The organism is Phenylobacterium sp. (assembly GCF_046291545.1).
GTDB lineage: Bacteria > Pseudomonadota > Alphaproteobacteria > Caulobacterales > Caulobacteraceae > Phenylobacterium.
In genome coordinates this window covers 533272-547158 of record NZ_JBKBSM010000001.1, presented here as the reverse complement: position 1 = coordinate 547158, position 13887 = coordinate 533272, and the positions used below count along the sequence as shown (strand labels likewise).

Here is a 13887-nt window from a genome sequence, read left to right as displayed (position 1 = left end):
CGGGTCGCCGTCAGTCCCGGCGGCCGCTCCTAAGTCGCGCGAAGCCATGGCCCGGCTCGGGCTGGACGACAAGGGCGTGTGGAAGGACGAACGGCATTTTCAGCTCCGGAGCGACGACGACGGCTTGCGGTCCCGACCCTCAGAGGGTCGGGCGAAGAAGTCGTAGGCTCAGGGCGTGCGCGGCGTTCATGGCCAAGAGGGGTGCCTTTCGGGCCGGACGGAGTCAAGGACCGCCGCGATCCTTCCGGAGCGGGGCGCCTGTCTTGCGCACAATCGGGCGGGCCCGCGACGCCCGAGCTTCCCCAGCCCCCCGCCAAGCGCGTAGGCTCCGGCCATGTCGTCTTCCGAAACGCTGGCGCCGCGCGCGCTTGGAATCCTCGAGCGCCTGGTTGCGTTCGACACCACCTCCCACCTGTCCAACCTGGCGCTGATCGAATGGGTGGAGGCCTATCTGGCCGACCATGGCGTGGCCTCGCGCCGCGTGCCGAGCCCCGACGGCCTGAAATCCAACCTGATGGCCACGATCGGTCCGGCGGCGGAGGGCGGGGTGGTTCTGTCCGGCCACACCGACGTCGTGCCTGTCGAAGGCCAGCCCTGGGACACCGATCCGTTCAAGCTGACGGAGAAGGCGGACGGTCGCATCTACGGCCGCGGGACCTGCGACATGAAGGGCTTCCTGGCCCTGGCGCTGGCGGCCGTTCCGGATCTCGCCGCCCGCCCCCTCGGCAAGCCGGTGCACCTGGCGTTCTCCTACGACGAGGAGGTGGGCTGCCTCGGCGCGCCGGACATGATCCGCGCCATCGCCGCCGAGCTGCCTCGCCCGGCCATGGTGGTGGTGGGCGAACCCAGCAACATGGAGGCGGTCTGCGGGCACAAGGGCATCGCCACCTTTCGGGTCACCGTGCGGGGCCACGAGGCCCATTCCAGCCAGACCCAGCTCGGGATCTCGGCGGTGATGGAAGCGGTCAGGCTGATGGCGAGCCTCTCGGCCCTGGCCGAACGGCTGGAGCGGCAGGCCGACCCGGCTTCGCCGTTCACCCCCAAGCACGCGACCCTGACCATCGGCCAGGTGCACGGCGGCACGGCGGTCAACATCCTCGCGCGCGAATGCGTGTTCCTGTTCGACCTGCGTTGCCCGCCCGGCATGGACCCGGAGGCGGTGCTGGCCGACTTCTTCGCCGAGGCGTCGGCGGCCGACGCGGCGATGAAGGCGCGCTTCCCGCAGGCCGGCGTCGAAATCGCGCGCCGCTCGAACACGCCCGCGTTCGCGCCGGAGACGGATGGGGCGGCCGAGGCCCTGGCCCGGCGCTTGGCCGGCGACAACGGCCCGCGCCGGGTGGTCGGCTACGCGGCCGAGGCCGGCCAGTTCCAGCAGGCGGGCTTCTCCACCGTCATCTGCGGTCCCGGCTCCATCGACCAGGCCCACCAGCCCAACGAATACGTCGAGCGCTCGCAGATGGAGCGCGGCGCGGCCTTCATGGCTCGCCTGGTCGACTGGGCTTCAGCGGACGGATGACAGGGCGGCGGCCGCGCAGGTCCGCCGGGTTCCAGGTCATGGCCCGCGCCAGGCTCCAGGTCGAGGCGCGGCGCGCCGCCTGAACCTCGCGCCGTCGGCGCAGGACCTGCGGCAGGCCCGCCACGGCCGCGCGCAGGCCCCGCCACATCGCCGGCGCCCTGTCGCGGTTCGCCGGGCGCGTGGCGATCAGCACCACCGCCAGCGCATGCAGCGGCAGGACCACAGGCAGCAGGGCCAGGGGGGTGTCCTTGACCAGCACCCAGAAGCGGTTGCGCGTGCCGTGAAAGACGGCGAAGTCCGACTTCGGCCCGCCCGAGGAGGCCGAGCCGACGTGGCGGACCACCGCGTCGGGCGCAAGCAGGGTGGATTCGCCGGCGAGCTGCAGGCGGTAGCCCAGGTCGACGTCTTCGCAGTAGCAGAAGAAGGTCTCGTCGAAGCCGCCGAGGTCCAGGAACAACCGCGTTTCGATCATCATCGCCCCGCCGCACGGGGAGAACACCTCGCCCTCGGACGTGGTCTTCGGATCCGGGGTCATGTAGCCGCCGCGATAGGGAATGCCCGGTCCGCTCATCACGTCGCCCAGGCCGTCCAGGACTTCGGGATCGTCGTCCATGAGCTGGCGCGAGGTCAGCACGCGGTAGCCGGGGTGGCGCTCGGCGGCGCGGATCAGCGCCTCCAGCCAGTCGGGCTCGGGGAAGGCGTCGGGATTCAGGAGCGCCAGCCAGCGGCCGCGTGCGGCCCGCGCGCCGATGTTCACCGCGGCGGCGAACCCGAGGTTGGCGCCGTTCTCGATCAACCGGGCGCCGGGGAAGGCGGCGGCGGCGGGCCGGGCTTCGCCCTGGGGCGAGGCGTTGTCCACCAGGATCAGCTCGAAGTCGCGGAAGGTCTGGGCCGCCAGCCGCTCCAGGCAAGCGCCCAGGGTGTCGGCGCTGTTGAACGCCACGATCACCACGCTGATCGCCGGCGCCGCGGCCTTGTTTTCGTCTCCGGGCTCGTCCATGCGGAGGGCTGTTCCAATCACTGTCGACAAGGCCATGACGACGATCGTTCCGCTCGCCCTGCCCGAGGTCCTGCTTATCACGCCCAAGCGCCATGGCGATGCGCGGGGCTGGTTCGCCGAGACATGGAGCCGAAAGGCCCTGGCCGAGGCCGGCGTCGACGCCGATTTCGTGCAGGACAACCAGGCCTTCAACGCCCGCAGGGGCACCGTCCGCGGCCTGCACTTCCAGCAGGCTCCGCATCCGCAGGCCAAGCTGGTCCGGGTGCTGAAGGGTGCGATCCTGGACGTGGCGGTGGACGTGCGGGCCGGCTCGCCGACCTTCGGACGCTGGGTGGCCGCGGAACTGACGGCGGAGGGCGGCGAGCAGCTCTTCGTCCCGCGCGGTTTCGCCCACGGCTATGTCACGCGGGTCGACGACACCGAGCTCTTCTACAAGGTCGACGGCCAGTACGCCCCGCAGACCGAGGGCGGCGTGCTGTGGAACGATCCCGACCTCGGCGTCGACTGGGGCGTCTCCGCCGAGGAGGCGATCCTTTCGGACAAGGACAGGGTGCTGCCCCGGCTGAAGGACATGCCCCCCGCCGCCTTCTGACGGCGATCAGACGAACGGGGCCGGAAGGCCTTCGGCGGCGAACGCCGCCTGCACCGACGGGCGGGCCAGGAGCCGCTCGGCGTGGGCGCCGAGTCCGCCGATCTCCCGCGCCGGCCTGGGCAGGGTGCGGCCCCAGCGGACCATCATCAAAAGGTAGAGGTCGGCCGCCGAGGGGCCCCACGGCAGAAGCCAGGGCCCATCCCCGAGGAGGCTGGCGATCGTCTCGAAGGCGGCCGTCAGCCGGGCGCCCACCGCCTGCTTCACCGCCTCCACGCCGGACGGATCGGTGGTGAACTCGTGCGGGTAGAACCAGATCCGAAACTCCGCCTGGAGCGTGTTGGAGATGAGGGCCATCAGCTTGAGGTAGTCGGCCCGCACTGGCGAATCCGGCGGCGGCGCGAGTCCCGCCGCCGGAAACGCGTCGGCCAGGTAGAGGCCGATGGCCACGGTCTCGAACACCGGCCGCCCGTCATGGACGAGGACCGGGATCTTGCCGGTGGGATTGAGCGCCAGGTAGGCGGCGCTCCTCTGGGCTTCGGCGTCGCGGTCGACCAGGGCCAGCTCGAAGGGAACGCCCAGTTCGCGGAGCAGCAGGTGCGGGAACAGGCTGGCGTTTCCGGGGTGATAGTGCAGCTCGATCATGGACGCTCCTTGGCTGGCTTCTGATGCCGCGAGTCGCCGCTTCAGAGCAGCGCCTCGGCGATCTGCACGGCGTTGAGCGCCGCGCCCTTCAGCAACTGGTCGCCACAGACGAAGAGCGCCAGGGTGCGTCCCTCCGGGTCTGAAAGGTCGCGCCGGATGCGGCCCACCAGCACCTCGTCGGCGCCGGAGGCCTCGATCGGCATCGGGAAATGGTTGGCGGCGCGGTCGTCCACCAGCCGCACGCCGGGAGCTTCGGCCAGCCAGGCGTGGGCCTCGTCCGGGCTGACGGGCGCATCGAACTCCACCGTCAGAGCCATGGCGTGGGCGCGCAGCACCGGCACGCGGATGCAGGTGAACGACAGCCGAAGGTCCTGCGCGCCCATGATCTTGCGCACCTCGTCCATCACCTTGGCTTCCTCGCCGTTGTAGCCGCTGTCCGGATCGACCTCGGCGTTGTGGCTGAAGATGTTGAAGGCGTAGGGATGCGGCAGGACCTTGGGCTGGAAGGCCTGTCCGGCGAGATGGGCGGCGGTGGAGGCCTCCAGCTCCTCCATCGCCGCGGCTCCCGCCCCGGAGGCCGCCTGGTAGGTCGCGCCGATCACGCGGCGGACCTGGACGTTCGCGTTCAGCGGCGCCAGGGCCATCACGGCGATGGCGGCCACGCAGTTGGGGTTGGCGATCAGCCGCGGTCCGGCGGCCAGGGCCGAGCCGTTGACCTCGGGCACCACCAGCGGCGTCGCCGGGTCCATGCGGAAGGCGGACGAGTTGTCGACCACCATCGCGCCGGCGGCGGTCGCGATCGGCGCATACTTGCGCGAGATCGAGGCGCCGGCGGAGAACAGCGCGACGTCGACGCCGGCGAAGCTGTCCGGACCGAGCGCCTCGACCGTGAGTTCGCGCCCGCGGAAGGGCAGGGTCCGGCCGGCCGAGCGGGGCGAGGCCAGGAGCCGCAGGCTGGCCGTCGGAAAGTCGCGGCGCTCGAGACAGGCGATCAGCTCGCGGCCGACGGCGCCGGTGGCGCCGACGATCGCGACATGCCGCGTGCGGGGGGCGTCCTGCGCAGCGGCGGATTGGGCGGGGCTCATGGAACACATCTCCTTGCTTGGGAGCCGGAGGCGGGTTCCGTCGGTTCGGCGACCCCGTCCTGCCGGCGGGGTCGAGGGGGGCCGTGCGGCCTTAGGCCGCGCGCGCGTCATCCCCCACGCCCGCGGGCGTGATGGTTTTAATGACGCAGATCATGGCCGTAACCGACATGGCCGCTCCGATAGACCAGAAGCGGGGCTCCTGTAAACGGGCGGCGTCGCGAACGCCGACCGGCCTTGACCGTTCGGCATGAGGTGTCACGAGCGGAGAGGCTGGCCAGCGGAGCGCCGCATGTCCGATGAGCAGGCGATCGAAATGGAGCACGTGAAACCCCTGTCGCAGATCCTGCGGGAGCTGACGGCGGCGGACGAGGGGACGCTCAGCGTCGGCCAGATCATCTCCGCCTTCGGCCCGCGGGCGCTGGGGGCGCTGCTGTTCGTGTTCGCCGCGCCCAACCTCCTGCCGCTGCCGCCGGGGTCGTCCACGGTGCTGGGGGCGCCCCTCGTCCTCCTGGCGCCGCAACTGGCGTTGGGGGTGCGGCGGCTGTGGCTGCCGCCGAACGCGGGACGCCGGACGATCCGCGCCTCGACCCTCCATCAGGCGTTCGGCCGCATCATCCCGTGGCTGGAGCGGGTGGAGCACGTCTCCCGCCCGCGGCTCGGCTTCCTGTTCGGGCGCTTCGGCGACCGGTTCCTCGGACTGATGTGCGTGGGGCTGTCGCTGGTGCTCATCCTGCCGCTGCCGTTCGGCAACCTGCTGCCCGCCGCGGCGATCACGGCCCTGTCCCTGTCGCTGGTCCTGCGGGACGGGGTTCTGGCGCTGCTGGGCTACGCCTTGGCCGCCGCGAGCTGGAGCGTGCTCTACGTGGCGGGGGGCGCGATCATGGGCTTCTTCCGGCACATGCTCACGCTTTTGGGAACGGCTTGACACCATCCGTGTGCGGGCGCGTTGTTGTCGCATGCAAGTCCAAGTCACCGGCAAGCATGTCGATGTCGGAGACGCCCTGCGGACGCGGGTGTCCGACGAACTCACAAGCAGCATTGGCAAGTACTTTGACCGCGGCGGCGGCGCCGACGTGGTGGTCACCCGCGAGGGCTACGCCTTCAAGGTGGACTGCGTGGTCACGCTCGCCTCGGGCCAGCAACTGCAGAGCCAGGGGCTGGGCGCCGACGCCCATTCGGCCTTCGGCACAGCGCTGCAGAAGATCGAGACGCGGATCCGCCGCTACAAGCGAAGGCTGAAGGATCACCATCTCGCCGCCCAGGCCAAGCAGGCGGAGACCGCCGCCTATTTCGTGCTGCGCGCCCCTGAGGAGGAAGAGGAAGATGAGCTGGACGAGGGCGGGCCGGGCGACGGCGCGCTGCCCTCGGCCATGGTCATCGCCGAAACCGAAAAGCCCATCCGCGTCATGACCGTTTCGATGGCGGTCATGGAACTGGACTTGACGGAATCTCAAACAATCGTGTTTAGGAACGCCGCTCACGGCGGGTTGTCCGTGGTATATCGCCGACCCGACGGGAATATCGGCTGGATCGACCCCGAACGCACCAAGCCGCCGAACGGGAACGGATCGAACGGAGGCGGCTGATCGAGCCGAGATCCGGGCGTTCCCAGTCGGTCGCAGTCGGGGCCGGCAGTTGAACGGGCGTGTTTGAGGCTAATGCAGATCGGCGACATCCTGGACCGCGCGGCTATCGCGCCGCGGGCGAACGCGCCCACGAAACGGCAGGCCCTGGCCCTGGCGTCCGACCTGGCGGCCCGCAGCTTCGGCCTCGACGCCGGGGTCCTCCTTGAAGCGCTCTCGGAACGCGAACAGGCCGGCTCCACCGGCGTCGGCTACGGCGTGGCCGTCCCGCACGCCCGGGTCGAGGGGCTGGACCGCATCCGCGGCGTCTTCATCCGGCTGGACCAGCCGGTGGCCTTCGATTCGATCGACGAGCAGCCGGTGGACCTGATCTTCGCGCTGTTTGCGCCGGCCAAGGCCGGGGCGGAGCACCTGCGCGCCCTGGCCCGCGTCTCGCGCCTGCTACGGCAGGCCGACCTGCGCGAGCAACTGCGCCAGGCGTGGACGGCCGACGCCATCCACGCCCTTCTGGTGCAGGAAGCCCGCTCCACGGCGGCCTGACACGCCGGCCGCCGCGACTGCGGCCGAGATTGTCGGGATCAGTGCACCGACACCGGCGCCAATTCGTGCGCAAGTGCGGCGGCCATGGCGGAGTCCCGGTCGGCCAGGACGGCGAGGCGTTCGCCGTCGGCGCGGTGCACTGCATACAGCGTCTGATCCGGATCGAGCTCGAACTCGGCGATCTGCTGTGCGGGCACGCTGGCGATGATCTCGGCGGCCTTGATCGGGCGCACATAGACCAGGTCCGGAGCGCCAAGATTGGCGAATGCTTCAGTCGACAGTACGGGCGTCATTATGACCACCTCCAAAAACTCAACGCTCTGAACGGTCGCCGGTTCAGCCGGCCGTTCGGATCGGGATACGTTTCACCAGCCTTTCGGGCTCGGGCCTGACCAGGTCGATGTGCAGGAGGCCGTGCTCCAGGATCGCCCCTTCGACCTCCATTCCGTCCGCCAGGACAAAGCTGCGCACGAAGCCGCGGGCGGCGATTCCGCGATGCAGATAAGCCTCGTCGGGCTTAGCCGAACCGTCTTCCCGGCGGCCGGCGACGACCAGTTGACGGTCCTCGACGGTCACGTGGAGCTGGTCGGGCGAAAAGCCAGCCACGGCCAGGGTTATGCGCAAGGCGCCTGCGCCGCGGTCCTCCACGTTGTAGGGAGGGTAGCTCTCGGCGGCCGCCTTGGCCGCCCGTTCGGCAAGGGCGCGGGTGTGCTCGAAGCCGAGCAGGAAGGGGCTGTCGAACAGGATCGTCCGGGTCATTCCAAAGAGTCCTCGCTGGAAGCGACTCCCCGGCCCGACGCCCGCTGTCGGCACGTCCGACCGGTTGCGACTTAGATGGAATGGCGCCGCCTCGGTTTCAATGGCGGCCGCCCAGGGATCAGCCGATGCGGCTGGACATGCCCCCATCCACATGCAGCACCACGCCGGTGATGAATCGGGCCTCGTCGCTGGCCAGGAACAGGGCGGCGTACGCCGTGTCCCAGGCCGTTCCCATTCGCCCGCCCAAGGGCACCCGGGCGTTGCGGGCGCGGCGCACCTCCTCCACGTCCTGACCCGAAGCCTCGGCGATGCCGGCTACGGCCATGGGGGTGTCCAGCAGCCCCATGGCCACCGCGTTGCAGCGCACGCCCTTGCCTGCGTTCGCCTGGGCGATGCTGGTGGTCAGCCGGTTCACGCCGGCCTTGGTGACCTCGTAGGCGGTCTGGTTCCCTCCGGCGATCCCGGCGAGGGACGAGATGTTGACGATGGCGCCGGCGCCGGCCTCGCGCATCGACGGCAGGAAGGCCCGGGCGGACAGCCAGCAGCCTTTCAGGTTCACCGCGACGATCCGGTCGAAGGCCGCCTCGGTGAGCCGGTGGGCCGGGCCGTCGCCCCCGCCGCCGATCCCGACGTTGTTGACCAGCACGTCGACCCTTCCGAAGCGCGCGTTGGCCTCGGCCGCCATGGCGTCGCAGTCCGCGGCCTTGCGGATGTCGGCCTGCGCGGCGAAGGCCTCGCCGCCCTCGGCGCGGATCATCGCCACGGTGTCCTCGGCCCGCCCCAGATCCCGGTCGACGCACAGGACGCGCGCGCCTTCGCGGGCGAAGAGGACGGCGATCGCCCGGCCGTTGCCGATGGTCTCGCCCGGCGTCTGGCCCGCGCCGACTACGACGCAGGCCTTGTCCTGCATTCGACCGGCCACGTCAGAAGCCCTTGAGGTCGGGATCGAGGCTCTGGCCCTCGTCGAGTTGCACGCCGAAGGTGTTCAGCATCATCGACACCTGGGTGTACTGGCCGGCGGTGAACACCACGTCCATCTTCTGCTTGTCGTCGAAGTGCTCGCCCAGCGCCCGCCAGGTGGAGTCGGTGATGAACTGGTCGTGGTGCAGTTCGTCGGCGGCGCGGATCAGGGCCGCATCCGCCGCGCTCCAGCCGGCGGCGTCGGCGCCCGCCTTGATGCGGGCCACCTCTTCGGCGGTGAGGCCCGAGCGCAGCCCGATCTCGGCGTGCTGGGTCCATTCGTAGCCGGCGCGGCACAGGAAGCCGATGCGAAGGATGACGATCTCGCGCTCGCGGGCGGGCAGGGCGTTGCGCCGCGACAGCACATAGTTGCCCCAGGACAGGAAGGCCTTCAGCGCCTTGGGGGCATGGGCCAGGGTGCGGAAGATGTTCAGCACCCGGCCGGTCTCCAGCATCGGGCCGAGCGCCTCCTTCTGGTCGGCGGTCAGTTCAGCGTCCGGAACGGGCGCAATGCGGGCGGTTTTCAATCTCATGGTCGTCTCCCCGGCGGCGATCTTCGCTCGGCGCATTGTTCAAGGCCGCGCCCTGCGCCAGTGTGGCGCGGCGCGAGCGTGGCGGCCAGAGGCCGCGGGGGCGTGCGCGCTGGTTCCGACAACAGAGGCAGGCGCGAGCGCCTGAGATCGCCATGACCCTTCGTCCGTCCGCCGCCCTGTGCTCGGCCCTTGCGCTCCTGTCGTTGGCGGCGGCGCCGGACCGGGCCGCGGCCCTGGACGTGGCGGAGGCCAAGGCGGCGATCGGCGCCCAGTTCGACGGCGCCTATCCCAAGCTCGACGCCCTCTACAAGGACATCCACGCCCACCCTGAACTCGGCTTTCAGGAGACCCAGACGGCGGCCAAGCTCGCCAAGGCGCTGCGGGCGCTGGGCTTCACCGTGACCGAAGGCGTGGGCAAGACCGGCGTGGTCGGGATCTACAGGAACGGCGACGGGCCGGTCGTGCTGGTGCGCACCGAGATGGACGCCCTGCCCATGGAGGAGAAGACCGGCCTGCCCTACGCCAGCAAGGCCAAGGCGGTGTGGAACGGCAAGGAGACCTTCGTCGACCACGCCTGCGGCCACGACATCCACATGGCCTCCTGGGTCGGCACGGCCCAGGCGCTCGTGGCGATGAAGGATCGCTGGAGCGGCACCCTGGTGTTCATCGGCCAGCCCTCGGAAGAGACGGTCACCGGCGCGCGGGCGATGCTGGAGGACGGCCTGTTCACCCGCTTCCCGAAGCCGGACTACGGCTTCGGCCTGCATGTCGGCCCGCTGCCCGCCGGTCAGGTGGCCTACAAGCCGGGGGTGGTCTCCTCGAATTCCGACAGCCTGGAGGTCCTGTTCAAGGGGCGCGGGGGCCATGGCGCCATGCCCTCGGTGACCATCGATCCGGTGATGATGGCCGCGCGCTTCGTGGTGGACGTCCAGAGCGTGATCAGCCGCGAAAAGGACCCGGCCGCCTTCGGCATCGTCACGGTCGGCGCGATCCAGGCGGGCAGCGCCGGCAACATCATCCCCGACCAGGCGCTGCTGCGCGGCACGATCCGCACCTATGACGGCGAGGTGCGGACCAAGATCCTGGAGGGGGTTCAGCGCACCGCCGACGGGGTGGCCGCGATCGCCGGCGCGCCGAAGCCGGACGTGACCATGGAGGCGGGCGGCAAGGCGGTGGTCAACGATGCGGACCTGACCGCGCGCACGGCCCGGGTGTTCAAGGCCGCGTTCGGCGACCAGGCCTTCGAACTCCCGGCGCCCGGCACGGCCAGCGAGGACTATTCGGAGTACATCCTGGCCGGCGTGCCGTCGGTGTTCTTCTCCATCGGCGGGCTGGACCCGAAGATGATGGCCGAGGCCCGGGCCAAGGGCGCGCCGATCCCGGCCAACCACTCGCCGTTCTTCGCGCCGGTTCCGGAGCCTTCGATCCGCACTGGCGTCACGGCCATGACCCTGGCTGTGCTGAACGTGATGGAGAAGTAGCCGCGGGCGTCCCGCGTCAGGCGCTGCGCAGGGCGCCGCTCCGCTGCAGCGGCCAGAGGAAGGTGGCCAGGAGGATGAGGTTCGGCACCACGTTCAGCGCAAATCCCGTCGCCACCGACAGGATGCTGTCGATCACGAACCAGCCGACGACGCCTGCGAGCGTCAGGCGCCAGACCGGCCCGGCCCCCTCGCCCAGTTCGAGCGCGGCGCGGATGGCCGCCGCCAGGGTCAGGCTCCAGCCGATGGTCACGGCGCCCAGCACCGCCACCGAAAAGCGCAGCGCCCCGTCCAGGGCCACCGGCGCGGGGCCGTTCAGCACGTCCAGCAGCAGGCGCGCGGGCTCGCCCGTCGCCGGCAGGCCCCCCAGCGCCAGGACCGCGCCGAAAAGCCCGACGGCGGCACACCAGCCCCACATCCAGTTGCGCCAGAAAGCGTTCATCGTCCCACCCTCCCGATCGATGGGGGGAGCCTAGAAGCGGGCGGGAAGCTGCGCCATTACCTGGCGCGTCATGCCGACGAAGGCGGGCGCGTTCAGCCCTGCGGCCGCGGCGCGCGGAACACCAGCAGCCGGGCGGCGGTGAAGTTCCAGAAGAAGCAGGCGCCGGTGGCGCCCACCTGGGCCATAAGGTAGGGCAGGCCCAGCCGCGCCAGGCCGCCGACGATCAGCGCGTTCAGCCCCATGCCGAACAGGCTGACGGCGAAGAACTTGGCCAAGCCCCGTCCGTACTGTGGCTGGTGGGAGAAGGTGACGCGGCGGTTGAGGGTGTAGCTCGTGGTCGCGCCGCCGATGAAGCCGGCGGTGGTCGCCGGGATCAGGGCCGCGTGGGCCAGTTCCACCAGGCCGATCAGGATGGCGTAGTGGACCACCGTCGCCGTGGCGCCCACGGCGAAGAAGCGGGCCAGTTCGCCGGCGAGGCGGCGCAGCCGGGGATCGGTGGATAGCGAGGCGGCGAAGGCGATCATGACGCCGACCCTAGGCCGCTTTGCTTGCGGAACCGTTCACTGCGCCGGCGAAGGTCTCCTCAGCGGCAATAATGGCGTAGGCCGTCGTAGCCGAGATAGGTGCGGCTCCGTGGGTCGTAGCTGCGGTACTTGCGCCGGCAGTAGTCGTCCCAGCTCTCGTCGGCGGTGCGGGCGTGCTCGGCCTGCTCCATCGAGCCGACGATGGCCGCGCCGAGGGCGAAGCCGATGATGCCGGCCACCAGGGCGGCCGAGCCGTCGTCGTCGCGGCGGTCGGGGCGGCGGCGGTGATAGGCCCGGGCCCAGCGCTCGCGCTCGGCCTCGTGGCGGCGCCACTCGTCGTGATCCACCCATCGGCCGTCGTAGTAGTAGTGTGCGCCGTCGCGCGGCGGCGGCCGGCCGCCCCAGGCGTCGACGTAGGGGCGTGGCTGGGCGAGTCCCGGCGTTGCGGCGACAAGGCTGGCGACCGAGGCCATGACGAGGGCGATGGACCTGCGCATGTGATGTCTCCCGGCGCCCGCTTGGTCGCCGCCGTGGCGACCGCGCGGCGGGCACGTCGGACGCAGCGTGACCATCGCCGCGGCCCTCCGCCTTGACCGCCGTCAAGCGGCGGCGCGCGCCCGGTGGAACGGATTGCAGGGGCCCGGATAAGGCGAAGGCCCGCCGGTCTCCCGGCGGGCCTTCATGGTGGAGCTAAGCGGAGTCGAACCGCTGACCTCTTGAATGCCATTCAAGCGCTCTACCAGCTGAGCTATAGCCCCGAGGTCTTTGCCTCTCCGCCCGGCGGGCCGGCCGAAGAGGCGCGGAACCTAGTCTGACAGTTTCCCGTGATCAAGCCGCCTTGAAGCGAATTTTTTCACGCGAATGTCGCACCCCGTCAGTCGTCGTCGCCGGAGTCCGGCAGGCCGTCGATTTCGGAGTCGTCGAAGTCGTCCTCTTCCTCTTCCAGGAAGGGCACGTCGTCGTCCTCGTCGGACAGTTCCTCGTCGTCGGAGAAGTCGCCGAGGTCATCGTCAGAGACGGGGCTGACCCCGACCTTGCCGTCTTCGTCCTCGTCTTCGTCGTCGCCGCCGATCGGCGGCTCGTCGGCGACCTCGTCGATTTCGGGGGCGCTGACGTCCTCGTCCTCGTCCTCGTCGTCGGCGGGCTTGCCGCGGACTTGATCCTCGACCTCGTCCTCGGTCTCGTGCTCAGGCTGGACGGCGCGAGCGCGGACGCGGCGGCTGCGCACCGCTTCTTCCGGATCGAACTCGGTCTTGCACTTGGGGCAGACGGCGGGGCGCCGGCCCAGATCGTAGAACTTGGCTTGGCAGTTTGGGCAGACTTGCTTGGTGCCCAGCTCGGGATTGGCCAAGGCGGCGATCCTCTGAATAGAGCGGTTTTGCGGGAGCCGCGTCCCTTGCCACGCGGAATGGCGGCTGTCAAAAGCAATCCCATCGCGAAAACCGACGGCGTTTAGGAGGCTTGGACGTCCCATGGCGGCGGCAGGATCGACCGCGTCGCGCGGCGGCCAGCCGGGGCCGTGCGCGCGCCGCTCCGGCGGGGCGGGAGCATGAGCGGGACAGGGGGCTTCGTCATTACCGTCGACGGCCCGGCGGCGTCGGGCAAGGGCACCGTCGCCTCCCGCCTCGGGGCGCTCTACGGCCTGCCGGTGCTGGACTCCGGCCTGCTCTATCGCGCCGTGGGCGTGATGCTGCAGCGGGCGGGCGCCGATCTCGACGACGCCGCGGCCGCCGAGGCGCTCGCGCGCCGGCTCTCGGCCGCCGATCTCGAGGATCCGGCCTTCCGCACCCGCGGGGCGGGGGAGGCGGCCAGCCGCGTGGCCGTGCACGGGGCGGTGCGCGCCGCCCTCCTGGATCTGCAGCGCCGCTTTGCGGGACAGGCCGGGGGAGCCGTGCTGGACGGGCGCGACATGGGCACGGTGATCTGTCCGCAGGCGCCGGCCAAGCTCTACGTCACGGCCACGCCCGAGGTCCGCGCCGAGCGCCGCCGGCGCCAGCTCGAGGCGCAGGGCGAGACGGTCTCGGCGGCCGAGGTGCTGGAGGACATCCGCCGGCGCGACGCCCGCGATGCCGGTCGCGAGGCCGCCCCCATGCGGCCGGCGGCCGACGCCGTCTTGCTGGACACCTCTGAAATGACTATAGAACAGGCCGCCGATGCGGCCCGCCGCATCGTCGAGGCGGCGCGCGCCCGCTGGGAAGGATCCCGGCACGGCTAATCCCACCGCGCCATTCCC

General features: G+C 70.8%; 18 protein-coding genes and 1 tRNA gene. 7 read left to right on the top strand and 12 right to left on the bottom strand.

Annotation, left to right across the window (positions count from 1 at the left end; translation table 11 throughout):
• Positions 1–334 precede the first annotated feature (334 nt).
• Entirely contained in the window at positions 335–1516 is a 1182-nt protein-coding gene (argE, locus tag ACK4YQ_RS02725; protein WP_409608026.1) for an acetylornithine deacetylase, read from the top strand.
• Here argE and ACK4YQ_RS02720 read toward each other — a convergent pair.
• Entirely contained in the window at positions 1476–2516 is a 1041-nt protein-coding gene (locus tag ACK4YQ_RS02720) for a glycosyltransferase family 2 protein (RefSeq protein ID WP_409608024.1), read from the bottom strand. The two genes, argE and ACK4YQ_RS02720, sit on opposite strands and share 41 nt — an antisense overlap.
• 34 nt (positions 2517–2550) lie before the next feature.
• Between ACK4YQ_RS02720 and rfbC the strand changes: the two genes are divergently transcribed.
• On the top strand, positions 2551–3108 hold the full coding sequence (rfbC, locus tag ACK4YQ_RS02715; RefSeq protein WP_409608022.1) for a dTDP-4-dehydrorhamnose 3,5-epimerase: 558 nt from the start codon (positions 2551–2553) through the stop codon (positions 3106–3108).
• A 6-nt stretch (positions 3109–3114) separates the two neighbouring features.
• Here rfbC and ACK4YQ_RS02710 read toward each other — a convergent pair whose 3' ends face one another.
• Together ACK4YQ_RS02710 and ACK4YQ_RS02705 are read right to left on the bottom strand one after the other, a co-directional pair.
• Positions 3115–3750, bottom strand: coding sequence for a glutathione S-transferase family protein (locus ACK4YQ_RS02710; protein WP_409608020.1), 636 nt, complete (start codon positions 3748–3750; stop codon positions 3115–3117).
• 41 nt (positions 3751–3791) lie between these two features.
• Entirely contained in the window at positions 3792–4835 is a 1044-nt protein-coding gene (locus tag ACK4YQ_RS02705) for an aspartate-semialdehyde dehydrogenase (protein WP_409608018.1), read from the bottom strand.
• Positions 4836–5124: 289 nt separating this feature from the next.
• Between ACK4YQ_RS02705 and ACK4YQ_RS02700 the strand changes: the two genes are divergently transcribed.
• The 3 genes from ACK4YQ_RS02700 (at position 5125) to ACK4YQ_RS02690 (ending at position 6958) form a co-directional block, all read left to right on the top strand.
• On the top strand, positions 5125–5760 hold the full coding sequence (locus ACK4YQ_RS02700) for an exopolysaccharide biosynthesis protein (protein WP_409608016.1): 636 nt from the start codon (positions 5125–5127) through the stop codon (positions 5758–5760).
• A gap of 31 nt (positions 5761–5791) precedes the next feature.
• Positions 5792–6421, top strand: a complete 630-nt coding sequence (hpf, locus tag ACK4YQ_RS02695; protein WP_409608014.1) for a ribosome hibernation-promoting factor, HPF/YfiA family — start codon at positions 5792–5794, stop codon at positions 6419–6421.
• Between the two features lie 72 nt (positions 6422–6493).
• Complete coding sequence (locus ACK4YQ_RS02690; protein ID WP_409608012.1) at positions 6494–6958, top strand: PTS sugar transporter subunit IIA; 465 nt, start codon at positions 6494–6496, stop codon at positions 6956–6958.
• Between the two features lie 38 nt (positions 6959–6996).
• Here ACK4YQ_RS02690 and ACK4YQ_RS02685 read toward each other — a convergent pair whose 3' ends face one another.
• From ACK4YQ_RS02685 to ACK4YQ_RS02670, 4 genes are all read right to left on the bottom strand, one after another.
• Positions 6997–7251, bottom strand: a complete 255-nt coding sequence (locus tag ACK4YQ_RS02685; protein WP_409608010.1) for a DUF1150 family protein — start codon at positions 7249–7251, stop codon at positions 6997–6999.
• Between the two features lie 43 nt (positions 7252–7294).
• The gene (locus tag ACK4YQ_RS02680) at positions 7295–7717 is read right to left on the bottom strand and encodes an Hsp20 family protein (protein WP_409608008.1); all 423 of its coding nucleotides are present in this window, start codon (positions 7715–7717) and stop codon (positions 7295–7297) included.
• A 118-nt stretch (positions 7718–7835) separates the two neighbouring features.
• Complete coding sequence (locus ACK4YQ_RS02675; protein ID WP_409608006.1) at positions 7836–8639, bottom strand: SDR family NAD(P)-dependent oxidoreductase; 804 nt, start codon at positions 8637–8639, stop codon at positions 7836–7838.
• A gap of 1 nt (position 8640) precedes the next feature.
• On the bottom strand, positions 8641–9210 hold the full coding sequence (locus ACK4YQ_RS02670) for a carboxymuconolactone decarboxylase family protein (RefSeq protein ID WP_409608004.1): 570 nt from the start codon (positions 9208–9210) through the stop codon (positions 8641–8643).
• Positions 9211–9362: 152 nt separating this feature from the next.
• Between ACK4YQ_RS02670 and ACK4YQ_RS02665 the strand changes: the two genes are divergently transcribed.
• On the top strand, positions 9363–10691 hold the full coding sequence (locus ACK4YQ_RS02665) for an amidohydrolase (protein ID WP_409608002.1): 1329 nt from the start codon (positions 9363–9365) through the stop codon (positions 10689–10691).
• 16 nt (positions 10692–10707) lie between these two features.
• Here ACK4YQ_RS02665 and ACK4YQ_RS02660 read toward each other — a convergent pair whose 3' ends face one another.
• From ACK4YQ_RS02660 to ACK4YQ_RS02640, 5 genes are all read right to left on the bottom strand, one after another.
• A complete protein-coding gene (locus tag ACK4YQ_RS02660; RefSeq protein ID WP_409608000.1) occupies positions 10708–11130 on the bottom strand; it encodes a hypothetical protein in 423 nt (140 codons plus the stop codon).
• 92 nt (positions 11131–11222) lie between these two features.
• The gene (locus ACK4YQ_RS02655; RefSeq protein ID WP_409607998.1) at positions 11223–11654 is read right to left on the bottom strand and encodes a GtrA family protein; all 432 of its coding nucleotides are present in this window, start codon (positions 11652–11654) and stop codon (positions 11223–11225) included.
• 59 nt (positions 11655–11713) lie between these two features.
• A complete protein-coding gene (locus tag ACK4YQ_RS02650; RefSeq protein WP_409607996.1) occupies positions 11714–12151 on the bottom strand; it encodes a BA14K family protein in 438 nt (145 codons plus the stop codon).
• A 185-nt stretch (positions 12152–12336) separates the two neighbouring features.
• Positions 12337–12412 (bottom strand) — tRNA-Ala (locus tag ACK4YQ_RS02645).
• Between the two features lie 116 nt (positions 12413–12528).
• Positions 12529–13005: a TIGR02300 family protein gene (locus tag ACK4YQ_RS02640; protein WP_409607994.1), complete on the bottom strand. Its 477-nt coding sequence runs from the start codon at positions 13003–13005 to the stop codon at positions 12529–12531.
• A 198-nt stretch (positions 13006–13203) separates the two neighbouring features.
• Between ACK4YQ_RS02640 and cmk the strand changes: the two genes are divergently transcribed.
• On the top strand, positions 13204–13869 hold the full coding sequence (gene cmk, locus ACK4YQ_RS02635) for a (d)CMP kinase (RefSeq protein ID WP_409607992.1): 666 nt from the start codon (positions 13204–13206) through the stop codon (positions 13867–13869).
• The last annotated feature ends 18 nt before the right edge of the window (positions 13870–13887 follow it).

Excerpts from the sequence above, each read along its gene's own strand:
- argE (WP_409608026.1), top strand. The coding sequence starts at position 335 with ATGTCGTCTTCCGAAACGCTGGCGCCGCGCGCGCTTGGAATCCTCGAG.
- ACK4YQ_RS02720 (WP_409608024.1), bottom strand. The coding sequence starts at position 2,516 with ATGGACGAGCCCGGAGACGAAAACAAGGCCGCGGCGCCGGCGATCAGC.
- rfbC (WP_409608022.1), top strand. The coding sequence starts at position 2,551 with ATGACGACGATCGTTCCGCTCGCCCTGCCCGAGGTCCTGCTTATCACG.
- ACK4YQ_RS02710 (WP_409608020.1), bottom strand. The coding sequence starts at position 3,750 with ATGATCGAGCTGCACTATCACCCCGGAAACGCCAGCCTGTTCCCGCAC.
- ACK4YQ_RS02705 (WP_409608018.1), bottom strand. The coding sequence starts at position 4,835 with ATGAGCCCCGCCCAATCCGCCGCTGCGCAGGACGCCCCCCGCACGCGG.
- ACK4YQ_RS02700 (WP_409608016.1), top strand. The coding sequence starts at position 5,125 with ATGTCCGATGAGCAGGCGATCGAAATGGAGCACGTGAAACCCCTGTCG.
- hpf (WP_409608014.1), top strand. The coding sequence starts at position 5,792 with ATGCAAGTCCAAGTCACCGGCAAGCATGTCGATGTCGGAGACGCCCTG.
- ACK4YQ_RS02690 (WP_409608012.1), top strand. The coding sequence starts at position 6,494 with ATGCAGATCGGCGACATCCTGGACCGCGCGGCTATCGCGCCGCGGGCG.
- ACK4YQ_RS02685 (WP_409608010.1), bottom strand. The coding sequence starts at position 7,251 with ATGACGCCCGTACTGTCGACTGAAGCATTCGCCAATCTTGGCGCTCCG.
- ACK4YQ_RS02680 (WP_409608008.1), bottom strand. The coding sequence starts at position 7,717 with ATGACCCGGACGATCCTGTTCGACAGCCCCTTCCTGCTCGGCTTCGAG.
- ACK4YQ_RS02670 (WP_409608004.1), bottom strand. The coding sequence starts at position 9,210 with ATGAGATTGAAAACCGCCCGCATTGCGCCCGTTCCGGACGCTGAACTG.
- ACK4YQ_RS02665 (WP_409608002.1), top strand. The coding sequence starts at position 9,363 with ATGACCCTTCGTCCGTCCGCCGCCCTGTGCTCGGCCCTTGCGCTCCTG.
- ACK4YQ_RS02660 (WP_409608000.1), bottom strand. The coding sequence starts at position 11,130 with ATGAACGCTTTCTGGCGCAACTGGATGTGGGGCTGGTGTGCCGCCGTC.
- ACK4YQ_RS02655 (WP_409607998.1), bottom strand. The coding sequence starts at position 11,654 with ATGATCGCCTTCGCCGCCTCGCTATCCACCGATCCCCGGCTGCGCCGC.
- ACK4YQ_RS02650 (WP_409607996.1), bottom strand. The coding sequence starts at position 12,151 with ATGCGCAGGTCCATCGCCCTCGTCATGGCCTCGGTCGCCAGCCTTGTC.
- cmk (WP_409607992.1), top strand. The coding sequence starts at position 13,204 with ATGAGCGGGACAGGGGGCTTCGTCATTACCGTCGACGGCCCGGCGGCG.